1 protein-coding gene (cut by a window edge) is annotated in these 25,045 nt (G+C 75.5%); it reads left to right on the top strand.

What is annotated here, in order from left to right; genetic code table 11:
• On the top strand, positions 1-25,041 hold the 3' portion of the coding sequence (locus tag MOV08_RS03300; RefSeq protein WP_275306130.1) for a type I polyketide synthase. It extends 3,513 nt beyond the left edge of the window; only the last 25,041 of its 28,554 coding nucleotides appear in the window; the start codon falls outside the window, past its left edge; its stop codon occupies positions 25,039-25,041.
• Positions 25,042-25,045: the final 4 nt, after the last annotated feature.

The following is a 25,045-nucleotide window of genomic DNA, read 5'->3' as shown; positions in this document are numbered from 1 at the left end:
GCCCTCCACGCCGGCGGTGCCACCACCCTCCGCGTCCGCCTGACCCCGGTCGCCGACGACGCGCTCGCCCTGACCGTCGCCGACGGCACCGGTGCGCCCGTGCTGTCCGTCGACTCGCTCGTCCTGCGCAGCGTGGCGACCCAACAGCTCGACACGGCCGCCGTCGTCGCCCGTGACGCCCTCTTCCGCCTCGACTGGACCCCCGTCCGGCCGACCGCCACCGACCCCGGGCCCGTCGCCCTCCTCGGCGCCGACCCCTTCGGCCTGCTCACCCACGCCGGGTTCGCCGACGCCACGGCATACCCGGACCTCGCCGCCCTCGCCGCGGCGGACGGCCCGGTCCCGACCACCGTCGTGCTGTCCCTCGCCGGCACCGGCGACGACGCGGCCGACCCGGCCCGGTCCGCACACCGCTGCGCCGCGGACGCCCTCGCCGCCGTACAGACCTGGCTCGACCACCATGAGCGCTTCGCCGCCGCCCGCCTGGTCTTCGTGACCCGTGGTGCGACGGTCGGGCGTGATGTGGCTGCTGCTGCGGTGTGGGGTCTGGTGCGTTCGGCGCAGTCGGAGAATCCGGGTTGTTTCGGTCTGCTCGATCTGGATCCGGATGGTGTGGTGGGTGCGGGGGTGCTCGTCGCTGCGTTGGCTAGTGGTGAGCCGCAGCTTGCGGTGCGGGGTGATGTGTTGCGGGTTGCGCGTCTGGTGCGGTGGCCGCTCACCGAGGGGGGTGAGGGCACTGATGACGGCTCTGGTGTGTCGTTCTCGGGTGAGGGTGCGGTTCTGGTCACGGGTGGTACGGGTGGTCTGGGTGCGGTGTTGGCGCGTCATCTGGTGGCCGAGTACGGGGTGCGGGATCTGCTGTTGGTCAGTCGCAGTGGTGAACGTGCGGTGGGTGCTGGTGAGTTGGTGGCGGAGCTTGCGGGTGTGGGTGCGCGGGTGCGGGTGGTTGCGTGTGATGTGACCGATCGTGCTGCGGTGGTGGAGTTGGTTGCCGGGCATGGTGTGTCTGCGGTGGTTCATGCGGCGGGTGTGCTGGATGACGGCATGGTGGGTGCGTTGACCGGGGGGCGGTTGTCCGCGGTCCTGCGGCCGAAGGTGGATGCTGCCTGGCATCTGCATGAGGCGACCCGCGGCCTGGACCTGGAGGCGTTCGTCGTCTTCTCCTCCCTCGCCGGTGTCTTCGGCAGCCCCGGTCAGGCCAACTACGCGGCGGCGAACGCCTTCCTGGACGCGCTGATGATGCAGCGCCGGGCGGAGGGTCTGCCCGGCCTGTCACTGGCCTGGGGACCGTGGTCGCTGACCGGTGGCACATCGGGCATGCTCGCGGACGCCGAGTCCGAACGGCTGGCCCGCTCCGGTGTCCCGCCGCTCTCCGTGGCGCAGGGCCTGGCCCTCTTCGACGCTGCCGTGGCCGGGACCGACGCCACCTGCGTGCCCGTCCGCCTGGACCTCCCCGCCCTCCGCGCACGGGGTGAAGTGCCGCCGCTGCTACGGTCGTTGATCCGCGTCCGGGCGCGCCGCGCCGCCGTCGCCGGCTCCGCCACCGCGGGCAACCTCGCCCAGCGCCTGCGCCGCCTGGACCAGGACGGCCGCGACGAGATGGTCCTGGACCTCGTCCGCGGCCAGGTCGCCCTCGTCCTCGGCCACGCGACCGGTGGCGACGTCGACGCCGGCCGTGCCTTCCGCGACCTCGGCTTCGACTCGCTGACCGCCGTCGAACTGCGCAACCGCCTCAACACCGTCACCGGCCTGCGGCTCCCCGCCACCCTGGTCTTCGACTACCCGACCGTCCGGCACCTCGCCAGCTACGTCCTGGACGAGTTGTTGGGCGCGGATGCCGAGGTGGCGACCGTGCAGCGGGCCGCGGTGGCGGTGGCGGACGACCCGATCGTCATCGTGGGCATGGCCTGCCGCTACCCCGGTGGCGTCAGCTCCCCCGAGGACCTGTGGCGCGTGCTCACCGAAGGCACCGACGCCGTCTCGGGCTTCCCGACAAACCGTGGTTGGGACGTCGAATCCCTCTACCACCCGGACCCCGACCATCTCGGTACCTCTTACACCCGCTCGGGTGGGTTCCTGCATGAGGCGGGGGAGTTCGATCCGGGGTTCTTCGGGATGAGTCCGCGGGAGGCGTTGGCGACCGACTCTCAGCAGCGGTTGTTGTTGGAGTCGTCGTGGGAGGCGATTGAGCGGGCCGGTATTGATCCGGTGAGTTTGCGGGGCAGTCGGACGGGTGTGTTCGCGGGGGTGATGTACAGCGATTACAGCGCGATGTTGGCCGGTCCGGAGTTCGAGGGTTTCCAGGGCAGTGGTAGTTCGCCGAGTTTGGCGTCGGGTCGGGTGGCCTACACGTTGGGTCTTGAGGGTCCGGCGGTGACGGTGGATACGGCGTGTTCGTCGTCGTTGGTGGCGATGCACTGGGCGATGCAGGCGTTGCGCAGTGGTGAGTGTGGGTTGGCGTTGGCCGGTGGTGTGACGGTGATGTCGACGCCTGCGGTGTTTGTGGACTTTGCTCGGCAGCGGGGTCTGTCGCCGGACGGTCGGTGCAAGGCGTTCGCGGATGCGGCCGATGGTGTGGGCTGGTCCGAGGGCGTGGGTGTGTTGGTGTTGGAGCGTCAGTCGGATGCGGTGCGCAACGGTCATGAGATCCTGGCCGTGGTGCGCGGTTCGGCGGTCAACCAGGACGGTGCGTCCAACGGCCTGACCGCGCCGAACGGTCCGTCCCAGCAGCGCGTGATCCGTCAGGCGCTGGCGAGCGGCGGCCTGTCCACGACCGATGTCGACGCGGTCGAGGCCCATGGCACGGGCACCACACTGGGCGACCCGATCGAGGCCCAGGCACTCCTCGCCACCTACGGCCAGGACCGCGAACAGGAACACCCGCTGCTGCTCGGCTCGGTCAAGTCCAACCTCGGCCACACCCAGGCGGCTGCCGGTGTCGCCGGCGTCATCAAGATGGTGCTGGCGATGCGGCACGGCGTGCTGCCGCGGACGCTGCATGTGGATGCGCCTTCCTCGCATGTGGACTGGTCCGAGGGTGCGGTGGAGCTGCTGAGCGAGCAGGCTGCCTGGCCGGAGACCGGTCGGGTGCGGCGGGCCGGTGTCTCCTCCTTCGGCATCAGCGGCACCAACGCGCACGTCATCGTCGAGCAGGCACCGGGCGCCAAGGCGATCGCCGCGGCCGGTGCGGCGCGGCGCACGCCGGGTGCCGTGCCGGTGCTGCTCTCGGGGCGTGGCCGGAGTGCCCTGCGGAGCCAGGCCGCCCGGCTGCTCGGACACCTCCAGGCCCGACCCGACGCCGAACTCGTCGATGTCGCACTGTCCTTGGCCACCACCCGGTCCCGCTTCGAGCAGCGGGCCGCCGTCGTGGCGCAGGACCGCGACCAGCTGATCGCCTCGCTGGGGGCGCTGGCCACCGACCGCCCGGACCCTGCCGTCGTCGAGGGCGAGGCCGCCGGACGCGGCCGGACCGCGGTGCTGTTCACCGGACAGGGCAGCCAGCGGGCCGCCATGGGGCGTGAACTCCACGAGGCACAGCCGCAGTTCGCCGCGGCCTTCGACGCGGTCTGTGCCGCGCTCGACCCGCTGTTGGACCGACCGCTGCGCGAGGTGGTGTTCGCCGAGGACGGCAGCGACGAGGCCGCACTGCTGGACGAGACCGGGTGGACCCAGCCCGCTCTCTTCGCCGTCGAGGTGGCGCTGTTCCGGCTCGTGGAGAGCTGGGGCGTCCGTCCGGACTTCGTGGCCGGCCACTCCATCGGTGAGATCGCGGCGGCGCACGTCGCCGGGGTGCTGACACTGGAGGACGCCTGCCGCCTGGTGGCCGCGCGGGCGACGCTGATGCAGGCGCTGCCCGCCGGCGGCGCGATGATCGCGGTCCAGGCGACCGAGGCCGAGATCGCGGCGCACCTCGACGACACGGTGGCGCTCGCCGCCGTCAACGGGCCGCAGTCCGTGGTGATCTCCGGCGACGAGGAGGCGGCCGGGACGATCGCCGCCACGTTCGCCGAACGCGGGCGCAAGACCAAGCGGCTGCGGGTGAGCCATGCCTTCCACTCGCCCCGGATGGACGGGATGCTGGACGCCTTCCGGATCGTCGCCGAGGGGCTGACCTACCGGGCGCCGCGCATCCCGCTCGTCTCCGACCTCACCGGTCGGCGCGCCGACGACGCGGAGGTGTGCACCGCGGAGTACTGGGTGCGGCACGTCCGCGAGGCCGTGCGGTTCGCCGACTGCGTGCGGACGCTGCGCGACGCCGGAGCCACCGCCTTCCTGGAACTGGGCCCCGACGGCCTGCTGACCGCGATGGCCGAGGACACCCTCGGCGACGACCACGACGTCGAACTGGTGCCGATCCTGCGCGCCGGGCGCGCCGAGGAACTTGCCGCGGCCACCGCCCTGGCCCGCCTCCAGGTGCGCGGCGTGGACGTGGACTGGGCGGCGTACCTCGCCGGCACCGGCGCCCGGCGCACCGACCTGCCGACCTACGCCTTCCAGCACGCGTACTACTGGCCGCAGCTGCCGGCCCCGGCCGCCGCCCTCGCCGCCGACCCCGCCGACCAGCAGCTGTGGGCCGCCGTGGAGCGCCGCGACGCCCGCGAACTCGCCGACATCCTCGGCCTGGGCGAGCAGGACCTCACACCGCTGGACTCCCTGCTGCCCGCCCTCACCTCATGGCGGCGCGGCAACCAGGAGAAGCACCTCCTGGACACCCTGCGCTACCGCGTGGAGTGGACGCGACTGAGCAAGCCGGCCGCCCCGGTCCTCGACGGCACCTGGCTGCTGGTCGCCTCCGACGCCACAGCGGCCGACCAGGCAGCCCTCCTCGACGGCCTGGCCGACGCCCTCGGCTCGCACGGCGCGCGGGTGCGTCGCCTGCTCCTGGACGACTCCTGCGCGGACCGCGCGGTGCTCGCCGAACGGCTGGCACGGACCGCCGACGTGGACGCCGCGACCCAGGTGCTGTCCGTGCTGCCGCTCGACGAGCGGGACGCCGACGACTGCCCGCCGCTCACCCGCGGACTGGCGCTGACCGTCGCGCTCGTCCAGGCCCTCGCCGACACCGGCGCCCAGGGCCGGCTGTGGACCGCCACCCGCGGCGCCGTCTCCATCGGCCCCGCCGACCCGGTCACCCACCCCGTCCAGGCCGCCGCCTGGGGCCTGGGCCGGGGCGTCGCCCTGGAGCACCCGCGGCTGTGGGGCGGCCTGGTCGACCTTCCGGAGGTCTTCGACGAGCGGGCCGGACAGCGGCTCGCCGGGATCCTCGCCGTCAAGGACGTACCGGACGGCGAGGACCAGGTGGCGCTGCGGGCCACCGGAGTGTCCGGCCGCCGGCTCGTCCGCCACACCGTCGAAGCGCTGCCCACGGCCGCGGAGTTCACCGCCGCCGGCACCGTCCTGATCACCGGTGGCACCGGTGGCCTGGGCGCCGAGGTCGCCCGGTGGCTGGCCCGCGCCGGCGCCCAGCACCTCGTCCTGACCAGCCGCCGCGGCCCGGACGCGCCGGGCGCCGCGGAACTCCGGGCCGAACTGGAGGGCTACGGGCCGTCGGTGTCCGTCGTCGCCTGCGACGTCGCCGACCGGGACGCGCTCGCCGCGGTCCTCGCCGCACTGCCCGAGGCCGCACTGCCTGAGAAGCTGCCGCTGACCGGTGTCGTGCACACCGCAGGCGTCGGCCACTACGGCCCGCTGGACACCCTGAGCACCGCCGAGTTCGCCGGCCTCACCGCCGCCAAGCTCGCCGGCGCCGCCCACCTCGACGCCCTGCTCGCCGACCGCGAACTGGACTTCTTCGTCCTCTTCGGCTCCATCGCCGGTGTCTGGGGCAGCGGCAACCAGAGCGCCTACGGCGCCGCCAACGCCTACCTCGACGCGCTCGCCCTGCACCGCCGCGCCCGCGGCCTCGCCGCGACCTCCGTCGCCTGGGGCCCGTGGGCCGAGGCCGGCATGGCCGCCGACGACGCGGTCTCCGCGACCCTGCGCCGCCAGGGCCTCGGCCTGCTCGACCCGGCCCCGGCCATGACCGAGCTGCGCCGCGCCGTCGTCCGGCAGGACGTCAACGTCACCGTCGCGGACGTCGACTGGCAGCGCTACGCACCGCTGTTCACCTCCGCCCGGCCCAGCGCCCTGATCGCCGGCCTGCCCGAGGTCCGCGCCCTCGCCGCCGACGAGCGCACCGAGCAGGACGCCGCCGACGCCTCCGAGGTCGTCACCCGCGTCCGCGCCCTGGCCGAACCCGAGCAACTGCGCCTGCTGACCGACCTCGTCCGCACCGAGTCCGCCACCGTCCTCGGCCACAGCTCCGCCGACGCCGTCCCCGAGAGCCGCGCCTTCCGCGACGTCGGCTTCGACTCGCTGACCGCGGTCGAACTCCGCAAGCGCCTGGGCGCCGCGACCGGGCTGTCCCTGCCCAGCACCATGGTCTTCGACTACCCGACACCGCTGGAACTCGCCCAGTACCTGCGGGCGGAGATCCTCGGCGCGGTGCTGGAAGTCGCCGGCCCGGTCGCCACCGGCGGCGCCGACGACGAGCCGATCGCCATCATCGGCATGGCCTGCCGCTTCCCCGGCGGCGTCAGCTCCCCGGAACAGCTGTGGGACCTGGTCGCCTCCGGTACCGACGCGATCAGCGAGTTCCCCGTCAACCGCGGCTGGCACACCGGGCACCTCTTCGACCCGGACCCCGACCGGCCCGGCACCACCTACTCCACCCAGGGCGGCTTCCTCCACGAGGCCGACGAGTTCGACCCCACCTTCTTCGGCATCTCGCCCCGCGAGGCGCTGGTCATGGACCCGCAGCAGCGGCTCCTGCTGGAGACCACCTGGGAGTCCTTCGAGCGCGCCGGGATCCGTCCGGAAACCCTCCGGTCCACCCTGACCGGCACCTTCGTCGGCTCCAGCTACCAGGAGTACGGCCTGGGCGCGGGCGACGGCACCGAGGGCCACATGGTCACCGGCAGCAGCCCCAGCGTGCTCTCCGGCCGGCTGTCGTATGTCTTCGGTCTGGAAGGCCCGGCGGTCACCGTCGACACCGCCTGCTCGTCCTCGCTCGTGGCGCTGCACCTGGCCTGCCAGTCGCTGCGCAACGGCGAGAGCAACCTGGCCGTCGCCGGCGGCGCGACGATCATGACGACGCCCAACCCGTTCATCGCGTTCAGCCGGCAGCGCGCCCTCGCCAAGGACGGCCGCTGCAAGGCGTTCTCCGACGACGCGGACGGCATGACGCTCGCCGAGGGCGTCGGCGTCGTCCTCGTCGAGCGGCTCTCCGACGCGCAGCGCAACGGCCACCCGGTCCTGGCCGTCCTCCGCGGCTCCGCCATCAACCAGGACGGCGCCTCCAACGGCCTGACCGCGCCCAACGGCCCGTCCCAGCAGCGCGTCATCCGCCAGGCCCTCGCCAACGCCCGCCTCGCGCCCGGGGACATCGACGCCCTGGAGGCGCACGGCACCGGCACACCGCTCGGCGACCCCATCGAGGCCCAGGCACTGTTCGCCACCTACGGCCGCGACCGCGACCCCGAGAGCGCGCTGCTGCTCGGCTCGGTGAAGTCCAACATCGGCCACACCCAGTCCGCCGCGGGCATCGCCGGCGTCATCAAGATGGTCATGGCGCTGCGCCACTCCGAACTGCCGCCGACCCTGCACGCCGACGCGCCGTCCTCGCACGTGGACTGGTCGGCCGGGACGGTCCGGCTGCTGACCCAGGCGCGCGCCTGGCCGGAGACCGGTCGCCCGCGCCGGGCCGCGGTGTCCTCGTTCGGCATCAGCGGCACCAACGCCCATGTCCTGCTGGAGCAGGCGCCCGTCGCGGACACCCCGGCCCAGGAGCGGCCCGCCGTGGCACCGGTCCCGATCGCCGCCGGCGTCGTCCCGTGGGTGGTCACCGCCCGCAGCGCCGCCGCCCTGCGCGGCCAGGCCGACCGCCTCCTCGCGTACGCCGAAACCGCCGAAACCGCCGAAACCGCGCCGCCGGCCGCCGGACCGCTCGACATCGGCCTGTCGCTGGTCTCCGCGCGCGCCCGCTTCGAGCACCGGGCCGTCGTCGTCCCGCCCGCGGGCACCGACCCGCTGGCCGCGCTGCGCGCCGTCGCGACGGACGGGCCCTCACCCGTGGTCGCCCGTGGCGTGGCGGACGTCGAGGGTCGGACGGTGTTCGTGTTCCCCGGTCAGGGTTCGCAGTGGGTGGGGATGGGTGCGCGGTTGCTGGATGAGTCGCCGGTGTTCGCGGAGCGGATTGCCGAGTGTGCGGCGGCGTTGGCGGAGTTCGCCGATTGGTCGCTGGTGGATGTGTTGCGCGGTGGTGTGGGTGCGCCGTCGTTGGAGCGGGTTGATGTGGTGCAGCCGGCGTCGTTCGCGGTGATGGTGTCGTTGGCTGCGTTGTGGCGTGATCGTGGTGTCGAGCCGGATGCGGTGGTGGGGCATTCGCAGGGGGAGATTGCTGCTGCGGTGGTGTCGGGTGGGTTGTCGTTGCGGGACGGGGCGCGGGTGGTGGCGCTGCGGAGTCAGGCGATCGGTCGTGCGTTGGCGGGGCGGGGCGGGATGATGTCCGTCGCGTTGTCGGTGGAGGCGCTCGAACCGCGGTTGGAGGGCTTCGAGGGGCGGGTGTCGGTGGCCGCCGTCAACGGCCCGCGGTCCGTCGTGGTCGCCGGCGAGCCCGAGGCGCTGGACGCGCTGCACGCCCGGCTGACCGCCGACGAGATCCGGGCCCGCCGGATCGCGGTGGACTACGCCTCGCACTCGCACCAGGTCGAGGACCTGCACGAGGAACTGCTGGAGGTGCTGGCGGAGCTGGCGCCGCGCACGTCGGAGGTGCCGTTCTTCTCGACCGTGACCGGCGACTGGCTGGACACCGCGCAGATGGACGCCGGCTACTGGTTCCGCAACCTGCGCGGCCGGGTGCGGTTCGCGGACGCGGTGGCCGACCTGCTGGCGGCGGAGTACCGGGCGTTCGTCGAGGTCAGCTCGCACCCGGTGCTGTCGATGGCGGTCCAGGAGGCGATCGACGAGGCCGGCGTGCCGGCCGTCGCCGCCGGCACCCTGCGCCGCGACCAGGGCGGCACCGACCGCTTCCTGCTGTCGGCCGCCGAGGTCTTCGTGCGCGGTGTGGACGTGGACTGGGCGGGGCTGTTCGAGGGGACCGGTGCGTCCCGGATCGACCTGCCCACCTACGCCTTCCAGCACGAACACCTGTGGGCCGTCCCGCCCGCCCCGGAGGCCGTCGCCGCCGCCGACCCGGACGACGCGGCCTTCTGGACCGCGGTCGAGGACGGTGACGTCTCCGCGCTGACCGCCGCGCTCGGCACCGACGAGGACTCCGTCGCCGCCGTGCTGCCCGCCCTGTCCTCCTGGCGCCGGGCCCGCCGCGACCGCTCCACCGTGGACGCCTGGCGCTACCGCGTCGCCTGGAAACCCCTCGGCGGCACCCTGCCCCACCCGTCCCTGACCGGCACCTGGCTGCTGGTCACCGCCGACGGCATCGACGACACCGATGTGGCAGGGGCGTTGGAGACCTACGGCGCCGAGGTGCGCCGGCTGGTCCTGGACGAGGAGTGCGCCGACCGCGTCGTCCTGCGGGAGCGGCTGGCCGGCGTGGAGGACGTGACCGGCATCGTCTCCGTCCTCGCCGCCGCCGAGCGGACCGACGCGGTACCGGGCACCTCCCTGGTGCTCGGCACCGCCCTGACCGTGGCACTGATCCAGGCCCTCGGCGACGCCGAAATCGACGCTCCCGTATGGGCGTTGACCCGCGGCGCGGTCTCCACCGGCCGGGCCGACGAGCTGACCGCGCCCGTCCAGGCGCAGGTCACCGGCATCGGCTGGACCGCGGCGCTGGAGCACCCGCAGCGCTGGGGCGGCACCCTCGACCTGCCCGCCGCCCTCGACGCCCGGGCCGCCCAGCGGCTCGCCGCCGTGCTGTCCGGCGCCCTCGGCGGCGACGACCAGCTGGCCATCCGGCCCTCCGGGGTCTTCACCCGCCGCATCGTGCGGGCCGAGGCCACCGCCGGGCGGCCCGCCGGCACCTGGACGCCGCGCGGCACCACGCTGGTCACCGGCGGCTCCGGCACCCTCGCCCCGCACCTCGCCCGCTGGCTGGCCGAACGCGGCGCCGAGCACCTGGTGCTGATCAGCCGGCGCGGCACGGCCGCCCCGGGCGCCGCCGAACTCGTCGCGGAACTGGCCGAGTCGGGCACCGAGGCGACCGTCGCCGCCTGCGACATCACCGACCGCGACGCGGTCGCCGCGCTGCTGGCCGACCTCACGGCCGACGGCCGCACCGTCCGCACCGTCGTGCACACCGCCGCCACCATCGAGCTGCACACCCTGGACGCCACCACCCTGGCGGACTTCGACCGGGTGCTGCACGCCAAGGTCACCGGCGCCCAGGTCCTCGCCGAACTGCTCGACGACGAAGAGCTGGACGACTTCGTCCTGTACTCCTCCACCGCCGGCATGTGGGGCAGCGGCGCCCACGCCGCCTACGTCGCCGGCAACGCCTACCTCGCCGCGCTCGCCGAGCACCGCCGGGCCCGCGGACTGCCCGCCCTGTCGCTGTCCTGGGGCATCTGGGCCGACGACCTCAAGCTGGGCCGGGTCGATCCCCAGATGATCCGGCGAAGCGGCCTGGAGTTCATGGACCCGCAGCTGGCCCTGAGCGGCCTGCAGCGGGCGCTGGACGACAACGAGAACGTGCTCGCGGTCGCCGACGTGGACTGGGAGACCTACCACCCCGTCTACACCTCCGGCCGCCCCACCCCGCTCTTCGACGAGGTGCCGGAGGTCCGCCGGCTCACCGCGGCCGCCGAGCAGAGCGCCGGGACCGTCGCCGAGGGCGAGTTCGCCGCCGCGCTGCGCGCCCTGTCCGACGCCGAGCAGCAGCGCACCCTGCTGGAGACCGTCCGCACCGAGGCGGCGTCCGTCCTCGGGCTGTCCTCCGCCGAGGACCTCACCGACCAGCGGGCCTTCCGCGACGTCGGCTTCGACTCGCTGACCGCCGTCGGCCTGCGCAACCGGCTCGCCTCCGTCACCGGCCTGACGCTGCCCTCGACGATGGTCTTCGACTACCCCAACCCGGCCGCGCTCGCCGCCTACCTGCACGGCGAGCTGGCCGGCGCCCGGACCGCCGCCGGCGCCGCCGCCGTCCCGACCAGCGTGCCCGCCGCCGACGACCCGATCGCGATCGTCGGCATGAGCTGCCGCTACCCCGGCGGGGTCGGCTCCGCCGAGGACCTGTGGCGGATCGCCCTGGACGAGGTCGACGCGATCTCCGGCTTCCCCGCCGACCGCGGCTGGGACGCCGAGGGCCTCTACGACCCGGACCCCGACCGGCCCGGCCGCACCTACTCCGTCCAGGGCGGATTCCTGCGCGACGTCGCCGAGTTCGACCCGGGCTTCTTCGGGATCTCGCCGCGCGAGGCGCTGTCGATGGACCCGCAGCAGCGGCTCCTGCTGGAGACCGCCTGGGAGGCGTTCGAGCACGCCGGCATCGACCCGGTCGCCCAGCGCGGCAGCCGCACCGGCACCTTCGTCGGCGCCAGCTACCAGGACTACGCCTCCAGCGTGCCCAACAGCGAGGGCTCCGAAGGCCACATGATCACCGGCACCCTCTCCAGCGTGCTGTCCGGCCGGGTGTCCTACCTCTTCGGCTTCGAGGGCCCCGCCGTCACGCTCGACACCGCCTGCTCCTCCTCCCTGGTCGCCATGCACCTGGCCTGCCAGTCCCTGCGCAACGGGGAGAGCTCGCTGGCCCTGGCCGGCGGCGTCAGCATCATGTCCACCCCGATGTCGTTCGTCGGCTTCAGCCGGCAGCGCGCCCTCGCCGAGGACGGCCGCTGCAAGGCGTACGCGGACGGCGCCGACGGGATGACCCTCGCCGAGGGCGTCGGCCTGGTGCTGCTGGAGCGGCTGTCCGACGCCCGCGCCAACGGGCACCAGGTGCTCGCCGTGATCCGCGGCTCCGCCGTCAACCAGGACGGCGCCTCCAACGGCCTGACCGCACCCAACGGCCCGTCCCAGCAGCGCGTCATCCGCCAGGCACTGGCCAACTCCGCGGTGGCGCCCGGCGACATCGACGTCCTGGAGGGCCACGGCACCGGAACCGCCCTCGGCGACCCCATCGAGGCCCAGGCCCTGCTCGCCACCTACGGCCAGGACCGCGCCCCCGAACGGCCACTGCTGCTCGGCTCGGTGAAGTCCAACATCGGCCACACCCAGATGGCGTCCGGCGTGGCCAGCGTCATCAAGCTCGTCCGCGCGCTCCAGGAAGGCGTGGTGCCCAAGTCCCTGCACATCGACCGGCCCACCACGCACGTCGACTGGTCCTCGGGCGTCATCGGGCTGCTCACCGAACGCACCCCGTGGCCCGAGACCGGCCGGCCGCGCCGCGCCGCCGTCTCCTCCTTCGGCATCAGCGGCACCAACGTCCACACCATCCTCGAACAGGCCCCCGCGGACGAGGCGCCCGCGCCCGCCGACCCGCCGCGGGACGGCCTGGTGCCGGTCCTGCTCTCCGGCCGCGGCGAGGCCGCGCTGCGCGCCCAGGCCGCCCGCCTGCTCGCCTTCGTCGAGGAGCGGCCCGAGGCCCACCTCACCGACCTCGCCCACTCCCTCGCCACCTCGCGCGCCGCGCTGGAGCGCCGCGCCGCCGTCATCGCCGCCGACCGCGACACCCTGACCCGCGGCCTGCGCGCCCTGAGCGACGGCCGGCCCGACCCCGGCCTGGTCCAGGGCACCGCAGGACGCGGCCGGACCGCCTTCCTGTTCACCGGACAGGGCAGCCAGCGCGCCGGCATGGGCCGCGAACTCCACGACCGCTACCCGGTGTTCGCCGACGCGCTGGACGAGGTGCTGGCCCGGCTCGACGACGGACCGGACCGGCCGCTGCGCGAGGTGCTGTTCGCCGCGCCCAACTCCGCCGAGGCCGCGCTCCTGGACCGGACCGGCTACGCCCAGCCCGCGCTGTTCGCCGTCGAGGTCGCCCTGTTCCGCCTGCTGGCGTCCTGGGGCCTGGCCCCGGACTACCTGGCCGGCCACTCCGTCGGCGAGATCGCCGCCGCGCACGTCGCCGGCGTGCTGTCGCTGGACGACGCCTGCACCCTGGTCGCCGCCCGCGGCCGGCTCATGCAGGCGCTGCCCGAGGGCGGCGCGATGGTCGCCCTGGAGGCCGCGGAGGACGAGGTCCTGCCGCTCCTGGAGGGGCTCACCGACCGGGTGTCCGTCGCCGCCGTCAACGGGCCGCGGTCCGTGGTCGTCGCCGGCGTCGAGGAGGACGTGCTCCTCCTCGCCGACCTCTTCGCCGCCGACGGGCGCCGGACCAAGCGGCTGCGGGTGAGCCATGCCTTCCACTCGCCGCTGATGGACGCCATGCTCGACGACTTCGCCGCCGTCGCCCGCGGGCTGACCTACCACCCGCCGACGATCCCGTTCGTGTCGAACGTCAGCGGCGGCCTGGCCACCGCCGAACAGGTCTGCACGCCCGACTACTGGGTCGGGCACGTCCGCGCAGCGGTCCGCTTCGCCGACGGCATCGACTGGCTCGCCACCCAGGGCGACGTCCACACCTTCCTGGAGCTCGGCCCGGACGGCGTGCTCAGCGGCATGGCCCGGGAGAGCCTCACCGACCCGTCCCGCACGGCCCTGCTGCCGACCCTGCGCGGCGACCGGCCCGAGGAAGCGGCCCTGGTCACCGCCGTCGCCGCGGCCCACGCGCACGGCGCCCGCGTCGACTGGAGCGGGTACTTCGCCGACCACGGCGCGCGCCGGACCACGCTGCCGACCTACGCGTTCCAACGCGAGCGGTACTGGCCCGACACCACCGCCGCCGCGACGGCCCGCACGCCCGGATCCGCCCTCGACGCCGAGTTCTGGGCCGCCGTCGAACGGGACGACGTCGCCGCCCTCGCCGCCTCCCTGGACCTGGACGACGCCACCGTCAACGCGATGGTCCCCGCGCTCACCGCCTGGCGCCGGCGCCGCGGCGAGCAGAGCGAACTGGACTCCTGGCGCTACCGCGTCACCTGGAAGCCGCGCGGCGGCGCCACCGCACCCGCCGCCCTCACCGGCCGCTGGCTCGTGCTGGTCCCGCACGACCACCAGGACCGGCAGGACGCCGAGACCGCGGCCTGGGCCGCCGACGTCGAGACCGCCCTGGGCACCACCACCGTCCGGCTGCCGGTCACCACCACCGACCGCGCCGCGCTGGCCGCCCGGATCACCGAAGTCGCCAGCGACCAGGGCCCGTTCAGCGGTGTGCTGTCCCTGCTGCCGCTCGCCACCGGCGACGCCGGCCACCCCGGTGCGCCCGCCGCCCTCACCCTCACCACCACCGCCGTCCAGGCCCTCGGCGACGCCGGCATCGACGCGCCGCTGTGGAACGTCACCCGCGGCGCCGTGGCCGTCGGCCGCGCCGAACAGGTCACCGCGCCCGAACAGGCCGCCGTCTGGGGCCTGGGCCGCGCCGTCGCCCTGGAACTGCCGGCCCGGTTCGGCGGCACCCTCGACCTGCCCGCCACCCTGGACGGCCAGGCCGCCCGCCGGCTGCGCGCCGTGCTCGCGGCCACCGACGGCGAGGACGCGGTAGCCCTGCGGCCCTCCGGCGTCTTCCTCCGCCGCCTGGCCCACGCCCCGGCCGGCCCCGACACCGCCCGCACCGCCTTCGACCCGGCGGCCGGCACCGTACTGATCACCGGCGGCACCGGCGGCATCGGCGGCCACGTCGCCCGCCGCCTGGCCCGCGACGGCGCCACCCACCTGCTGCTCACCAGCCGCCGCGGCCCGGCCGCCCCCGGCGCCGACGCGCTCCGCGCCGAACTGGAGGAACTGGGCGCCCGGGTCACCCTCGCCGCCTGCGACGCCGCCGACCGCGACGCGCTGGCCGCGCTCCTGGCCGAACTGCCCGACGACGCCCCGCTGTGCGCGGTGTTCCACACCGCCGGCGTCGTCGAGGACCACGTCGTGGACGCGCTCACACCGGAGAGCTTCGCCGCGGTGCTGCGCGCCAAGACCGTCGCCGCCCACCACCTGCACGAGCTGACCGCCGACCTGGACCTCGCCGCGTTCGTGCTGTTCTCCTCCACGGCCGGCGTCCTCGGCGCCGCCGGACAGGGCAACTACGCCGCGGCCAACGCCCACCTGGACGCCCTCGCCGAGCACCGCCGCTCCCGCGGCCTGACCGCGCTGTCCGTCGCCTGGGGCCCGTGGGCCGACTCCGGCATGGTCGCCGACACCGCCGAACTCACCGACCGGGTACGGCGCGGCGGCTTCGAACCGCTCGCCCCCGAACCGGCCGTGCGCGCCCTGCTGCGCGCCATCGAGAACGACGACACCACCGTCGCGCTCGCCGACATCGACTGGGAGCGCTTCCAGCGCGCCTTCGCCGCGGTCCGCCCGCTGCCGTTCGTCGCCGACCTCCCCGAGACCGGCCGGGCCACGGCCGCGACCGCCACCGGCGCCGCCACCGGCCTGCGGCAGCGACTCGCCGAACTGCCGGAGCACGAGCGCCCGGCAGCGGTCCTGGACCTGCTGCGCACCCAGGTCGCCGCCGTCCTCGGCCACGCCGACCCGCGCACCGTCGAGGACGACCACGCCTTCCGCGACCTGGGCTTCGACTCGCTGACCATCCTGGAACTGCGCAACGCCCTCAACGCCGCCACCGGCCTGAGCCTGCCCGCCACCCTGGTCTACGACCTGCCCACCCCGCGCGAGATGGCGGACTTCCTGCTCGCCGAACTCCTCGGCACCCTGCCCACCGACACCGCCGGGACCTTCGCCACCACGTCCCCCAAGCTCTCAGCTTCGTTCGAGCAGGGCGGTACCCCCTTCGACGACGACCCGATCGCCGTCATCGGCATCGGCTGCCGCTTCCCCGGCGGCGTCACCACCCCGGAGGAGCTCTGGCAGCTCCTCGACGAGGGCCGCGACGGCATCAGCCACTTCCCCGACGACCGCGGCTGGGACCTCGCCGCGCTGGGCGCCGGCGCCTCCGACACCCTGGAGGGCGGCTTCCTCTCCGGCGTCGCCGACTTCGACGCCCGGTTCTTCGGCATCTCGCCCCGCGAGGCGCTGGCCATGGACCCCCAGCAGCGGCTGCTGCTGGAGACCACCTGGGAGGCGCTGGAGCGGGCCGGCATCGACCCGGCCGCGCTGCGCGGCTCCACCACCGGCGTCTTCGTCGGCACCAACGGCCAGGACTACCCGACGCTGTTGCGCCGCTCCGCCTCGGACGTGGCCGGCTACGTCGCCACCGGCAACACCGCCAGCGTGATGTCCGGCCGGCTGTCCTACGCGCTCGGCCTCGAAGGCCCGGCCGTCACCATCGACACCGCCTGCTCCTCCTCGCTCGTCGCCCTGCACTGGGCCGGCCGGGCGCTGCGCGCCGGCGAGTGCGACCTCGTGGTGGCCGGCGGCGTCTCGGTCATGGCCAGCCCGGACTCCTTCGTCGAGTTCTCCACCCAGGGCGGCCTGGCACCCGACGGGCGCTGCAAGGCGTTCTCCGACGCCGCCGACGGCACCGCCTGGTCCGAAGGCGTCGGCATCCTCGTCCTGGAACGCCTCTCCGCCGCCCGCCGCAACGGCCACCAGGTCCTCGGCCTGATCCGCGGCACCGCCGTCAACCAGGACGGCGCGTCCAACGGCCTGACCGCGCCCAACGGCCTCTCCCAGCAGCGCGTCATCGCCCAGGCACTCGCCGACGCCCGCCTGCGCCCCGCCGACATCGACGCGATCGAGGCGCACGGCACCGGCACCACCCTCGGCGACCCGATCGAGGCCCGCGCCCTGATCACCGCCTACGGCCGGGACCGGGACGCCGAACGACCGCTGCTGCTGGGCACCGTCAAGTCCAACATCGGACACACCCAGGCCGCCGCCGGCGCCGCCGGCGTCATCAAGATGCTGATGGCGATGCGCCACGGCACCCTGCCCAGGACGCTGCACGTGGGCACCCCGTCCAGCCACGTCGACTGGAGCGGCGGCACCGTCGCGCTCCTCGACGACGCGCGGCCCTGGCCACAGACCGGGCAGCCGCGGCGCGCCGGCGTCTCCGCCTTCGGCGTCAGCGGCACCAACGCCCACGTCGTCGTCGAGCAGGCCCCCGAACCCGAAGCCCCCGCCGCCGACGCCCCGGCCGCCGAGCCGGCACCGGAGGCCACGCCCACCGTCGTCCCCTGGATCGTCTCCGGACGCAGCCGGGAAGCGCTCCAGGCGCAACTGGACCGTCTCACCGCGCACACCGCCGCCCACCCCGCGCGCTCGACGGCGGACGTCGGCCGCTCGCTGGCCACCGACCGCACGCTCTTCCCGCACCGCGCCGTGCTGCTCGCCGGCCCGGACGGGGTGCGCGAGGCCGCCCGCGCCACCGCGCCCCGCACCCCCGGCCGCACCGCGTTCCTGTTCTCCGGGCAGGGCGCCCAGCACGCCCTGATGGGCCACGACCTGTACCAGCGCTTCCCGGTCTACGCCGACGCACTGGACACCGTCCTCGCCCAGTTCGACACCGTGCTGGACGTCCCGCTGCGCGCCGCGCTGTTCGCCGCGCCCGGCACCCCCGAGGCCGCGCTCCTGGACCAGACCGGCTTCACCCAGCCCGCGCTGTTCGCCGTCGAGGTCGCGCTGTTCCGGCTCGCCGAGTCCTGGCGGCTGACGCCGGACTTCGTCGCCGGCCACTCCATCGGCGAGATCGCCGCCGCACACGTCGCCGGGGTGTTCTCCCTGGAGGACGCCTGCACACTGGTCGCCGCCCGCGCCTCCCTCATGCAGCAACTGCCGCAGGACGGCGCGATGGTGGCCCTGGAGGCCACCGAGGACGAGGTCGCGCCGCTGCTCACCGACGGCGTCGCGGTCGCCGCGGTCAACGGCCCCCGCTCGGTGGTCGTCGCCGGCGCCGAGGACGCCGTCCGCGCGGTCGCCGACCGGCTCGCCGCCGACGGCCGCCGCACCCGCCGGCTGACGGTCAGCCACGCCTTCCACTCGCCGCTGATGGACCCGATGCTCACCGAGTTCGCCCGGGCCGCGGAGGGCCTGACCTACCACGAGCCGCGCATCCCCCTCGTCTCCACCCTCCTCGGCGCCCCGGCCGGCGCCGAACTGCGCACCCCCGGCTACTGGGTGCGGCACGTCCGCGAGACCGTGCGGTTCGCCGACGGCGTGCGCGCCCTGCACGACGCCGGCGCCGGCACCTTCGTGGAGATCGGCCCGGACGGCGTGCTCGCCGCCCTGACCCAGCAGACCCTCGACACCGTCGAGGCCGGCGCGCCCGCCGTCGTCGTGCCGCTCCAGCGCCGCGACCGCGCCGGCGACCTCGCCCTCCTGGAGGGCCTGGCCACCCTGCACACCCACGGCACCGGCCCGTCCTGGCCCGCCTACTTCGAGGCCACCGGCGGCCATCGGACCGATCTGCCCACCTACGCCTTCCAGCGGGAGCGGTACTGGCCCGAGCCCGGCGCCCCCGCGGACGCCCCGCAGGACCCGGCCGACGCCGCCTTCTGGACGGCCGTCGAACGCGCGGACCTGGAGGGCCTGGCCGCCTCCCTCGGCCTGGACGGCGACACCGTCACCGCGATGGTGCCGGCGCTGTCCGCCTGGCGGCGCCGCCAGGGCGCCCGGTCCGCCGCCGCGCAGTGGCGCTACCACGAGACCTGGGCCCCGCTGCCGGCACCCGAGACGACCGCACCGGCCGGCCGCGCCCTGGTCCTCGTCCCGGCCGGGAACCGCGACACCGCCTGGATGACGGCCGTCGCCGACGCACTCGGCGCCGACACCGTCACGACCGAACCCGACGCCCTGGCCGAGCAGTTGACGGCCGCCGGCGACACACCCTGGCGCGTCGTGGTGTCGCTGCTCGCCGCCGCGTCCGAGGAGCTGCCCGCGGACGGGGCCTGGCCCGCCGCCCTCCTCGCCACCCTGGACGAGGCCGGCGTGCACGCGCCCCTGTGGTGCGTCACCCGCGGCGCCGTCGCGGTCGCGGGGGAGTCCCCGACCGCCGTCGGCCAGGCCGCCCTGTGGGGCCTGGGCCGGGTCGCCGCGCTGGACCACCCGGACCGCTTCGGCGGCCTGGCCGACCTGCCCGCCGACACCGACGCGCACGCCGCCGGGCTGCTCGCCGCACACCTGGCCGCGCCGGGCACCGAGGCCGAGATCGCGGTCCGCGCCACCGGCATCCACGCCCGTCGCCTGGTCCGTACGCCGGCCGCCGCCGACGGCGCCACCTGGCTGCCGACCGGCACCGTCGTGGTCGTCGGCGGCACCGGCGGCACTGGCACCATGGGCGGCCGGGCCGCCCGCTGGCTGGCCCGCGAGGGCGCCCGCCACCTCGTCCTGACCGCCCCCCACGGCACCGCGACCGCCGCGGACACCGAGGCCCTGACGGCCGAACTGGCCGCGTTCGGCGCCCGGATCACCGTCGTGGACCACGACCCCACCGCCCCGGACGGCTTCGCCGCGCTCCTCGACGGACTGCCCGACGACACCCCGCTCACCGCGGTCGTGTACGCGCCGGAGGCCGGCGCCGCCCCTGACACCGCGGCCGAGCTGTCCGCCGCGCTCGCCCCCGTCACCGCCCTCGGCGCCGCCCTCACCGGCCGGCCGCTGGACGCCTTCGTCCTCTTCGGCTCCATCGCCGGCGTCTGGGGCGTGCGCGGCCGGGCCGCCGAGGCCGCGTCCGGCGCCTACCTCGACGCCTTCGCCCGCGCCTGCCGCGACCGCGGCACCCCGGCGCTGGCCGTCGCCTGGGGCGCCTGGTCCGGCCTGGCCGACCGGTCCCTCGCCGCCCACCTGCGGATGAACGGCCTGCCGGTGATGGACGCGGACACCGCACTGGCCGCCCTCGGCCGGGCCGTCGCCGACGGGCCCGCAGCCGAGACGGTCGCCGACGTCCGCTGGGAGACCTTCGCGCCCCTCCACCACGAGGCCCGCCGCACCGCCCTGTTCGACGCCCTGCCCGAGGCCCGCGGCGCGCTCGCCGAGGCCGCCCGGGACCGCGCCGACCGACAGACCGCCGCCGGCGACTACGGCCGGTGGCTCGCCGAGCAGCCCGCCGCGGACCACGACGCCGTCCTGCTGGCACTGGTCACCGAGAAGGCCGCGACCGTCCTCGGCCACGCCGACCACGACCTGCTCGAACCCGATCTGCCCTTCCGCGACCTGGGCTTCGACTCGCTGACCGCGGTCGACCTGCGCAACCAGCTCACCGCGGAAACCGGCCTCGCCCTGCCCGCCACCCTCGTCTTCGACCACCCCAACCCGGCCGCCCTCGCCGCCCACCTGCGCGCCCAACTCCTGGGCGAGGCGGTCGACTCCGCCGCACCGGTGACCGCCCCCGTCGCCTCCGGCGCCGACGACGACGCGATCGTCATCGTCGGCATGGCCTGCCGCTACCCCGGCGGGGTCACCTCGCCCGAGGACCTGTGGCAGCTGGTCGGCGACGGGATCGACGCGGTCGGCGACTTCCCGACCGACCGCGGCTGGGACCTGGCCGCGCTCGCCGGCGACGGACCGGGCCGCAGCGCCACCGCCCAGGGCGGATTCCTCTACGACGCCACCGACTTCGACCCCGGCCTGTTCGGCATCTCGCCGCGCGAGGCCCTGGTGATGGACCCGCAGCAGCGGATCCTGCTCGAAACGTCCTGGGAGGCCCTGGAGCGGGCCGGCATCGACCCGGCGACGCTGCGCGGCAGCGGCACCACCGGCGTCTTCGTCGGCGGCGGCTCCGGCGACTACCGGCCGCCGGAGGAGGCCGGGCAGTGGCAGACCGCCCAGTCCGCCAGCCTGCTCTCCGGTCGCCTCGCCTACACCTTCGGCATCCAGGGCCCCACCGTGTCGGTCGACACCGCCTGCTCCTCGTCGCTGGTCGCGCTGCACCTGGCCGCGCAGGCCCTGCGCGCCGGCGAATGCTCGATCGCGCTGGCCGGCGGCGTGACCGTGATGGCCACCCCGGTGGGCTTCGTCGAGTTCAGCGCCCAGGGCGCCCTGTCGCCGGACGGCCGCTGCCGGGCCTTCTCCGACGACGCCGACGGCACCGGCTGGTCCGAAGGCGTGGGCATGCTCGTCGTCGAACGGCTCTCCGACGCCCGCCGCAACGGTCACCGCGTCCTCGCCGTGCTCCGCGGCTCCGCCATCAACCAGGACGGCGCGTCCAACGGCCTGACCGCCCCCAGCGGCCCCGCCCAGCAGCGCGTCATCCGCCAGGCCCTCGCCAACGCCCGCCTGCGCCCCGCCGACATCGACGCCGTCGAGGCGCACGGCACCGGCACCAAGCTCGGCGACCCCATCGAGGCCCAGGCCCTGCTCGCCACCTACGGCCAGGACCGCGAACGGCCCGTGCTGCTCGGCTCGCTGAAGTCCAACATCGGCCACACCCAGGCCGCCTCCGGCGTCGGCGGCGTCATCAAGATGGTCCTCGCCATGCAGCACGGCGAACTGCCGCGCTCCCTGTACGCCGAGAACCCCTCGTCGCACGTGGACTGGACCGCCGGCCGCGCCCACCTGCTCACCGCCAGGACCCCGTGGCCCGACTCCGGTCGGCCGCGCCGCGCCGCCGTCTCCTCCTTCGGCGCCAGCGGCACCAACGCCCACGCCATCCTGGAGCAGCCGCCGCGCGAGGAACTGCCCGCGCGCCCCGCGGACGACGGCGCCCCGCTGCCGTTCCTGCTCTCCGGCCGCTCGCAGAACGCCCTGCGCGCCCAGGCCCGCCGACTCCTGGCCCGCCTCACCGCCCACCCCGACACCCGGACCGCCGACCTGGCGTACTCCCTGGCGACCACCCGGGCCGCCTTCGAGCACCGGGCCGCGATCACCGCCACCGACCACGACGGCCTCCGCACCGGCCTGACCGCCGTCGCCGAGGGCACCACCGCCCCGCACACCGCCGAACACCACCTCCAGCGCACCGGAAAGCGCGCCGTGCTCTTCTCCGGCCAGGGCTCCCAGCGCCTGGGCATGGGCCGCGAACTGTACGAGCGCCACCCGGTGTTCGCCGAGGCGTTCGACGCCGTACTGGCCCGCCTCGACGACCGGCTCGACACCCCCCTGCGGGACGTCGTCTGGGGCACCGACGAGGAGGCGCTGCACGCCACCGGGAACACCCAGCCCGCCCTGTTCGCCGTCGAAGTCGCGCTCTACCGCCTGATCGAATCCTGGGGCGTGCGGCCCGACTTCGTGGCCGGCCACTCCGTCGGCGAGCTCGCCGCGGCCCACGTCGCCGGGGTGCTCTCCCTGGACGACGCCTGCCGCCTGGTCGCCGCCCGCGCCGCCCTGATGCAGCGCCTCCCGGCCGGCGGCGCCATGATCGCCGTCGAGGCCACCGAGGACGAGGTCACCCCGCTCCTCACCGACGGCGTGTCCCTCGCCGCGGTCAACGGCCCGACCGCCGTGGTCCTCTCCGGCGCGGGCGACGCCGTGACCGCCCTGGCCGAGACGCTGGCCGAACGGGGCCACCGCACCACCCGGCTGCGGGTCAGCCACGCCTTCCACTCGCACCTCATGGACCCGATGCTGGCGGACTTCCGCACCGTCGCCGAGGGCCTGGAATACCACCCGCCGCGCATCCCGGTGGTCTCCAACCTCACCGGGGACGTCGCCGACGCGGCCGACCTGTGCTCCGCGGACTACTGGGTGCGCCACGTCCGCGGCACCGTACGGTTCGCCGACGGCGTGCGCACGATGGCCGACCGCGGCGTGCACCTCTTCCTCGAACTCGGCCCGGACGCCGTGCTGTCGGCCATGGCCCGCCAGTGCGCACCGGACACCGTCGTCGTCCCGGCCCTGCGCCGCACCCGCGGCGAGGACGAGACGCTGGTCGGCGCCGTCGCGCACCTGCACGTCCACGGCGCGGGTCCGCGCTGGGACGCGTACTTCGCCGGCCGCGGCGCCCAGTGGCTGGACCTTCCGACGTACCCCTTCCAGCGCGGCCGCTTCTGGCCGGAGTCCCTTCCGGGCGCCGCATCGGTCGCCCCGGCAGCCGGACAGCCGGCCGAGACCGACGCGGCCTTCTGGGACGCCGTCGCACAGGAGGACTTCACCGCATTGGAATCCGTACTCGACGTCGAGAGCGACGCACTGTCCAAGGTGCTGCCGGCCCTGATGGACTGGCGCAGCCGCCAGGCCGACGAGTCCCAACTGGCGAGCTGGCGCCACCGCATCGTCTGGAAGCGGCTCACCGGCGCCGCCCTGGCACACCGCAAGGCGCTCAGCGGCACCTGGCTCGCGGTGGTCCCCGAGGGCCTCGCCGACGACCCCTGGGTGACCACCACCCTCGACGGCCTCGGCACCCACCTCGTGCGTCTGGAGGTCGCGGAGGCCGACCGGGCCGCGCTGGCCGACGCGATCGCGGCCCGCACCGCCGACGGCACCCGCTTCGGCGGCGTGGTCTCCCTGCTGGCCCTGCGCGACACGCTCACCGGCGCGGTGCCCGAGGGCACCGCCCTGACCACCGTCCTCCTCCAGGCCCTCGGCGACGCCGGCGTCGCCGCACCGCTGTGGTGCGTCACCCGCAGCGCCGTCTCCGCCGGCCGCACCGACCGGCCGCACCGACCGCTCCAAGGCGCCGTCTGGGGCCTGGGCCGGGTCGCGGCCCTGGAGCACCCGCAGCGCTGGGGCGGCCTGGTGGACCTGCCGGAGGAGCCCGACGAGCGGTCCGCGGCCGGCCTCGCCGCCGTCCTGGCCGGTCTGGACGGCGAGGACCAGGTCGCCGTGCGCGGCACCGCGGTGCTCGCCCGCCGACTGGTGCCGGCCCCCGGCCGCAAGTCGTCCCGGCCCTGGCACCCGTCCGGCACCGTCCTGGTCACCGGCGGCACCGGCGCCCTCGGCGCGCACGTCGCCCGCCGCCTGGCCAAGGACGGCGCCCAGCACCTCGTCCTGCTCAGCCGCCGCGGCCCGGACGCCCCCGGTGCGGCGGAACTGCGCGCGGAACTCGACGCGTTGGGCACCGGCGTCACCGTCGCCGCCTGCGACGTCGCCGACCGCGACCAGCTGACGGCCGTCCTGGACGCGCTGCCCGCCGACCGGCCGCTGACCGGCGTGGTGCACACCGCCGGCGTCCTCGACGACGGCGTGCTGGACCGGCTCACCCCCGAGCGGTTCCAGGAGGTGTTCCGCGCCAAGGTCACCTCGGCCCTGCTGCTGGACGAGCTGACCCGGGACCGCGAGCTGGCCGCGTTCGTCCTCTTCTCCTCCGCCTCCGCCGCGGTCGGCAACCCGGGCCAGGCCAACTACGCCGCCGCCAACGCCGTCCTGGACGCGCTCGCCGAACAGCGCCGGGTGCTCGGCCTGCCCGCCACGTCGGTCTCCTGGGGTGCCTGGGGAGGCGGCGGCATGGCCGATGCCGACGGCGCCGACGAGGCCGCCCGGCGCGCCGGGGTCGGCGCCATGGACCCGCACCTCGCCGTGGAGGCCCTGCTGCGCCTGGTCGCCGAGAAGGAGCCGACCGCGGTGGTCGCCGAGGTGGCCCTGGACCGGTTCGCCGGCGCCTTCGGCGGCAGCCGACCCAGCGCCCTGCTGCGGGAGTTCCCCGGCTACCGCGAGGCGCTCGCCGCCCAGGCGGAGCAGGCCGCGGACGGCGGCGGGCTCGCCGCCCGACTGGCCGCGCTGCCGCTCGCCCGCCGCCTGGACACCGTCGTGGACCTGGTGCGCACCCGCGCCGCGCAGGTGCTCGGCTACCCCGACACCGAAGCGGTCGCCGCCGAACGGTCCTTCCGCGACCTGGGTGTCGACTCCCTCGGCGCCGTCGAGCTGCGCAACCAACTGAGCGCGGCCACCGGCCTGAACCTGCCGGCGACGCTGGTCTTCGACCACCCGACCCCCCTGGCCCTGGGGGAGCACATCCTCGGCGGGCTCTTCCCGGACGAGCCGGCCGGGTCCGACGACGAGACGGAGATCCGGGCCCTGCTGGCCTCCGTCCCGCTCGACCAACTGCGGGAGATCGGGGTCCTGGAGCCCCTGCTCCAGCTCGCCGGACGCGGCGGCCGGGCCGCGGACGACGACGGCGAGTCCGTCGACTCGATGACAGTGGCAGACCTGGTGCGGGCCGCGCTCAACGGCCAGTCCGACCTGTAGCGCG

Origin of the sequence: Streptomyces yunnanensis (assembly GCF_029011865.1) — a bacterium.
GTDB lineage: Bacteria > Actinomycetota > Actinomycetes > Streptomycetales > Streptomycetaceae > Streptomyces > Streptomyces yunnanensis.
Note: the sequence above shows the minus strand (reverse complement) of the source record. Positions and strands in the feature narration are given on the sequence as shown.